Origin of the sequence: Mesorhizobium sp. M7A.F.Ca.US.005.03.2.1 (assembly GCF_003997795.1) — a bacterium.
Taxonomy (GTDB): Bacteria; Pseudomonadota; Alphaproteobacteria; order Rhizobiales; family Rhizobiaceae; genus Mesorhizobium; species Mesorhizobium ciceri.
Genome location: NZ_RZRP01000313.1, coordinates 1 through 6,646, shown reverse-complemented (window position 1 = coordinate 6,646; position 6,646 = coordinate 1). Strand labels below are relative to the sequence as shown.

The window sequence follows — 6,646 nt, the reverse complement described above, 5'->3', positions numbered from 1 at the left end:
GTGTGGAGAAGGACGAGCGCGCCATGGCGATCGAGCGCGAGGAGATCGAACGCCTCGCCAAGGACCGCGACGACGAGCAGGCCATTTTGGACCGTAACGTCTACGCGCGTCTTTCCGACGTGCTCGTCGGCAAGGAAGCGATCGCTGGACCGAAGGGCTTCAAGAAGGGCTCGACGCTGTCCAAGGATACGCTCGACGAGTATCCGCGTTCGCAGTGGTGGCAGTTTGCCGTGGAGAACGAAAAGCTCCAGAGCGAGCTGGAAGCGCTGCGTGGCCAGTATGACGATTCCAAGAAGGCGCTTGAACAGCGTTTCATGGACAAGGTCGAGAAGGTCCAGCGCGGCGACGAAATGCCTCCGGGCGTCATGAAGATGGTCAAGGTCTTCGTGGCCGTGAAGCGCAAGATGCAGCCCGGCGACAAGATGGCCGGCCGTCACGGCAACAAGGGTGTCGTGTCGCGGATCGTTCCGGTCGAGGACATGCCTTTCCTCGAGGACGGCACGCATGCCGATATCGTGCTCAACCCGCTGGGTGTGCCGAGCCGCATGAATGTCGGCCAGATCCTGGAAACGCATCTGGGCTGGGCATGTGCGGGCATGGGCAGGAAGATCGGCGAGCTGATCGACACGTACAAGGCGGCCGGCGACATCAAGCCGCTGCGCAAGACGCTCGAGAGCTTCATCCCGGCCAACGACCGCAACGAGCCGGTTCGTGACTATGACGACGAGAGCATCGTTCGCCTCAGCGAGCAGATGCGCCGCGGCGTCTCGATCGCGACCCCGGTGTTCGACGGCGCGCATGAGGCTGACATCAACATCATGCTGGAGCAGGCGGGCCTGCACAGCAGCGGTCAGTCGCAGCTCTATGACGGACGCACGGGCGAGCCGTTCGATCGCAAGGTGACGATGGGCTACATCTACATGCTCAAGCTTCACCATCTCGTGGACGACAAGATCCACGCGCGTTCGATCGGTCCGTACTCGCTCGTCACCCAGCAGCCGCTGGGCGGCAAGGCGCAGTTCGGTGGCCAGCGCTTCGGCGAGATGGAGGTCTGGGCGCTGGAAGCGTACGGCGCCGCCTACACGCTGCAGGAAATGCTGACGGTGAAGTCCGACGACGTCGCCGGCCGTACCAAGGTCTACGAGGCGATCGTGCGTGGCGACGACACCTTCGAGGCCGGCATCCCGGAGAGCTTCAACGTTCTCGTCAAGGAAATGCGGTCTCTCGGCCTCAACGTCGAGCTGGAGAACACCAAGCTCGACGACAACCCTGTCCGGCTGCCCGACGCGGCCGAGTAAGGCAATGGCGCGCCACGGCTGTCCGCGGCGCGCCTCGAGCATGATCCCGAAAAGTGGCTACCGGTTTTCGGACAGGATCATGCTCAACCAGGAAGAATTCGACGGCCAGTGGCCGACAAAGACGGCGGGCGTTTGGCTCGCGACTAGATGCAAGGGATCTTCGAGGATCCCGAAAAGGAGAACGGCATGAACCAAGAGGTCATGAATCTCTTCAATCCGCAGGCGCCTGCGCAGGTGTTCGATTCCATCCGGATATCGCTTGCCAGCCCTGAGAAGATTCTGTCCTGGTCTTTCGGCGAGATCAAGAAGCCGGAGACCATCAACTACCGCACCTTCAAGCCGGAGCGTGACGGTCTGTTCTGCGCGCGCATTTTTGGCCCGATCAAGGACTATGAGTGCCTGTGCGGCAAGTACAAGCGCATGAAGTACAAGGGCGTCATCTGCGAGAAGTGCGGCGTCGAAGTCACGCTGTCGCGCGTTCGCCGCGAGCGCATGGGCCATATCGAGCTGGCGGCACCGGTCGCCCATATCTGGTTCCTGAAGTCGCTGCCGTCGCGCATCGGCACGCTGCTCGACATGACCCTGAAGGACATCGAGCGCGTCCTCTACTTCGAGAACTACATCGTCACCGAACCTGGCCTCACCGCGCTGAAGGAGCACCAGCTGCTCAGCGAGGAAGAGTACATGATCGCCGTCGACGAGTATGGCGAGGATTCGTTCACCGCCATGATCGGCGCCGAGGCCATTCATGACCTCCTGGCCGGCATGGACCTGGAGAAGATCGCCGGCGACCTGCGTTCGGAACTGGCGTCGACCACCTCCGAGCTGAAGCAGAAGAAGTATCTGAAGCGGCTCAAGGTCGTCGAGAACTTCATGGAATCCGGCAATCGTCCGGAATGGATGATCATGAAGGTGGTTCCGGTGATCCCGCCGGACCTGCGTCCGCTCGTCCCGCTGGACGGCGGCCGCTTCGCCACGTCGGATCTGAACGATCTCTATCGCCGCGTCATCAACCGCAACAACCGCCTGAAGCGGCTGATCGAGCTGCGCGCCCCCGGCATCATCGTGCGCAATGAAAAGCGCATGCTGCAGGAAGCCGTCGATGCGCTGTTCGACAACGGCCGCCGCGGCCGCGTCATCACCGGCGCCAACAAGCGCCCGCTGAAGTCGCTGTCCGACATGCTCAAGGGCAAGCAGGGCCGGTTCCGTCAGAACCTGCTCGGCAAGCGCGTCGACTATTCCGGCCGCTCGGTCATCGTGACCGGTCCGGAGCTCAAGCTGCACCAGTGCGGCCTGCCCAAGAAGATGGCGCTCGAACTGTTCAAGCCCTTCATCTACGCCCGTCTCGACGCCAAGGGTTACTCCTCGACCGTCAAGCAGGCGAAGAAGCTGGTCGAAAAGGAGCGTCCGGAAGTCTGGGATATCCTCGACGAGGTCATCCGCGAGCATCCGGTGCTGCTGAACCGTGCGCCGACGCTGCACCGTCTCGGCATCCAGGCGTTCGAGCCGATCCTGATCGAAGGCAAGGCGATCCAGCTGCACCCGCTGGTCTGCACGGCCTTCAACGCCGACTTCGACGGCGACCAGATGGCCGTTCACGTGCCGTTGTCGCTGGAAGCGCAGCTTGAAGCCCGCGTGCTGATGATGTCGACCAACAACATCCTGCACCCGGCTTCCGGCGCGCCGATCATTGTACCGTCGCAGGACATGGTTCTGGGTCTCTACTATCTCTCGATCGTCAACCAGAACGAGCCGGGCGAGGGCATGGTGTTTGCCGACATGGGCGAACTCCAGCACGCGCTCGAGACCAAGGCGGTGACGCTGCACTCCAAGATCAAGGGTCGTTTCCGCACGGTCGACGCCGAAGGCAAGGTCGTGTCAAAGATCCATGACACCACGCCTGGCCGCATGATCATCGGCGAGCTTCTGCCGAAGAACGTCAACGTGCCTTACGAGACCGCCAACCAGGAGATGACCAAGAAGAACATCTCCAAGATGATCGACACCGTCTACCGCCATTGCGGTCAGAAGGAGACGGTCATTTTCTGCGATCGCATCATGGCGCTCGGCTTCAGCCATGCCTGCCGTGCCGGCATTTCGTTCGGCAAGGACGACATGCTGATCCCGGATGCCAAGATCAAGCTGGTCTCCGACACCGAGGCTTTGGCCAAGGAATACGAGCAGCAGTACAATGACGGTCTGATCACGCAGGGCGAGAAGTACAACAAGGTCGTCGACGCCTGGGCCAAGTGCTCGGAAAAGGTCGCCGACGAGATGATGGCCCGCATCAAGGCGGTCGAGTTCGAGGACAATGGCCGTCAGAAGCCGATGAACTCGATCTACATGATGTCGCACTCCGGTGCGCGTGGCTCGCCCACCCAGATGCGCCAGCTTGCCGGCATGCGCGGCCTTATGGCCAAGCCGTCGGGTGAAATCATCGAGACGCCGATCATCTCGAACTTCAAGGAAGGCCTGACCGTGCTCGAGTACTTCAACTCGACCCACGGCGCCCGCAAGGGTCTGGCCGACACCGCCTTGAAGACGGCGAACTCGGGTTACCTCACCCGTCGTCTGGTCGACGTGGCGCAGGACTGCATCGTCAACTCCGTCGACTGCGGCACCGACAAGGGCCTCACCATGCAGCCGATCGTCGATGCCGGTCAGGTCGTTGCTTCGGTCGGCCAGCGCGTGCTGGGCCGTACGTCGCTCGACGACATCACCCATCCGGTGTCGGGCGAGATCCTGGTCAAGGCCGGAACGCTGATGGACGAGCGTGACGTGGAACAGATCGAAAAGGCCGGCGTCCAGTCGGTCCGCATCCGCTCGGCACTGACTTGCGAAGTCAGGGTTGGCGTCTGCGCGGTCTGCTATGGGCGCGATCTGGCCCGCGGCACCCCGGTCAACCAGGGCGAAGCCGTCGGCGTCATCGCGGCGCAGTCGATCGGCGAGCCGGGCACCCAGCTCACCATGCGTACCTTCCACATGGGCGGTACCGCGCAGGTGGTGGACAGCTCGTTCCTTGAAGCCTCGTATGAGGGCAAGGTCGAGATCCGCAACCGCAACGTGGTGCGCAACTCCGACGGCCAGCAGATGGTCATGGGCCGCAACATGGCGGTGCTGATCCTCGACGAAGCCGGCAAGGAGCGCGCCTCGCACCGTCTCACCTATGGTTCGCGCATCTTCGTGGACGATGGTGACAAGGTGAAGCGCGGCCAGCGTATCGCCGAGTGGGATCCCTACACGCGTCCGGTCCTCACCGAAATCGAGGGCAGGGTGTCGTACGAGGATCTGGTCGACGGCATTTCCGTTCAGGAAACGGCCGACGAGTCGACCGGCATCACCAAGCGTGAGGTCATCGACTGGCGCTCGACGCCACGTGGCAACGACCTGAAGCCGGCGATTGCGATCCAGGACGCCAAGGGCAAGGTCGGCAAGCTGTCCAAGGGCGGCGACGCCCGCTTCCTGCTCTCGGTCGAGGCCATTCTTTCGGTCGAGCCGGGTTCGCAGGTTCGCCCCGGCGACGTTTTGGCGCGTATTCCGATGGAAAGCGCCAAGACCAAGGACATCACCGGCGGTCTGCCGCGTGTTGCCGAACTGTTCGAGGCACGTCGTCCGAAGGATCACGCCATCATCGCCGAGATCGACGGCACGATCCGCTTCGGCCGCGACTACAAGAACAAGCGTCGCATCATCATCGAGCCGCATGACTCGACGCTTGAGCCGGTCGAATACCTGATCCCGAAGGGCAAGCCGTTCCATCTCCAGGACGGCGATGTCATCGAGAAGGGCGACTACATCCTCGACGGCAACCCGGCGCCGCACGACATCCTGGCGATCAAGGGCGTGGAGGCACTTGCTTCCTACCTCGTCAACGAGATCCAGGAAGTCTACCGTCTGCAGGGCGTGTCGATCAACGACAAGCACATCGAGGTGATCGTTCGCCAGATGCTGCAGAAGGTCGAGATCACGGTGCAGGGCGACTCGACCTACATCCCGGGCGATCATGTCGACGTGATCGAACTGGAAGAGGTCAACGAGCGTCTGGTCGAGGACGGCAAGAAGCCAGCCGAAGGCCTGCCGGTGCTGCTCGGCATCACCAAGGCATCGCTGCAGACGCCGTCCTTCATCTCGGCCGCCTCCTTCCAGGAGACGACGCGAGTGCTGACGGAAGCTGCCGTTGCCGGCAAGACCGACATGCTGCAGGGCTTGAAGGAAAACGTCATCGTCGGCCGGTTGATCCCGGCCGGTACCGGCGGCACGATGAGCCAGATCCGGCGCATCGCCACCTCGCGCGACGAACTGATCATCGACGAGCGCCGCAAGGCCTCGGGTGCGGAAGTCGCCGAGCCGATGCTGGCCGACATGACCACCGCCGCGCAGTAAGCGCGGACGGCAACGATCTCAGGCAATAAGGCCGTCGGGGCAACCCGGCGGCCTATTTTTTTGTGCTATTCGGACACCCTCTCGAAGCGAAGCAGATCGCCCGGCTGACAGTCGAGATAGTCGCAGATGCGCTCCAGCGTGTCGAACCGGATACCCTTGACCTTTCCCTGCTTCAAAAGAGAAAGATTGGCCTCGGTGATGCCGACATATTCGGCCAGGTCCTTTGACTTCACGTTTCGTTCGGCGAGGACGACATTGAGCCTGACCCTTATGGGCATGAGCTGATCCTCATCAGATGAATTGCGCGTTTTCTTCGGCGAGTGCCGATGCCTCGGCCATGACCCAGGTGATGACAGCAACGATGCAAGCTGCCAGCAAGGTCAGCATCGTGTCGCTGTCGAGACCGAGCGTCAGCCGGTGCTGGCCGGCAGGCGCGTCCCAGCTGAGCAGAACGGACAATGCCGCCGCCGAAACCGGTTTCAGCAAGGCGGATGCCAGCAGGCCGAGGCCAAAGTATCGCAAATTGCTGATGGCGCCCTGACCGAAGAAGTTGCCGGACGCGAAAGCGCCGAAGCAGCGCCTTGCGGCCATGAGCGCGAAGACGAGGCAGGCAAGCGGCACGAACGAGATCGCGAACCCGACCAGTCTTCGACCGAGGCCAAGCTCGCTCAGCCATTCCTGTGGGATTTGCGCATCGGCCGCGATCGAACTGGCGGAGACGCTGAGCCAGTAGAACAGCAGACCGATGGTCAGCAATATGGCGAGGACGACAAAACACCTCGCCAGCACTAGGCTGAAAAGTCGGATGCGTCTCAATCTAAGCTGGCGGGCAGGATCGGCAGGGACAGCCGTGATGACAGGTTCAATCATCGCCGTTATCACTCCATCGCAATGAATTATCGTTTTACAATAATCTATTTATGCGCAATGATGATTCTTGTCAATTCCTCATCACAGGAGAAACC

At 61.8% G+C, this 6,646-nt stretch carries 3 protein-coding genes and 1 pseudogene; 2 read left to right on the top strand and 2 right to left on the bottom strand.

The window, feature by feature from the left end; genetic code table 11:
- Both EN991_RS18320 and rpoC read left to right on the top strand, forming a co-directional pair.
- Positions 1 to 1,298 (top strand): annotated as a pseudogene (locus EN991_RS18320) (DNA-directed RNA polymerase subunit beta); the annotation flags it as partial.
- A gap of 186 nt (positions 1,299 to 1,484) precedes the next feature.
- Positions 1,485 to 5,681, top strand: a complete 4,197-nt coding sequence (rpoC, locus tag EN991_RS18315) for a DNA-directed RNA polymerase subunit beta' (protein ID WP_013531415.1) — start codon at positions 1,485 to 1,487, stop codon at positions 5,679 to 5,681.
- Between the two features lie 65 nt (positions 5,682 to 5,746).
- Here the strand turns inward: rpoC and EN991_RS18310 are convergent, their stop codons facing one another.
- Positions 5,747 to 5,959: a helix-turn-helix transcriptional regulator gene (locus tag EN991_RS18310; RefSeq protein WP_013531416.1), complete on the bottom strand. Its 213-nt coding sequence runs from the start codon at positions 5,957 to 5,959 to the stop codon at positions 5,747 to 5,749.
- Between the two features lie 13 nt (positions 5,960 to 5,972).
- Complete coding sequence (locus EN991_RS18305) at positions 5,973 to 6,551, bottom strand: DUF2975 domain-containing protein (RefSeq protein ID WP_063168071.1); 579 nt, start codon at positions 6,549 to 6,551, stop codon at positions 5,973 to 5,975.
- Positions 6,552 to 6,646: the final 95 nt, after the last annotated feature.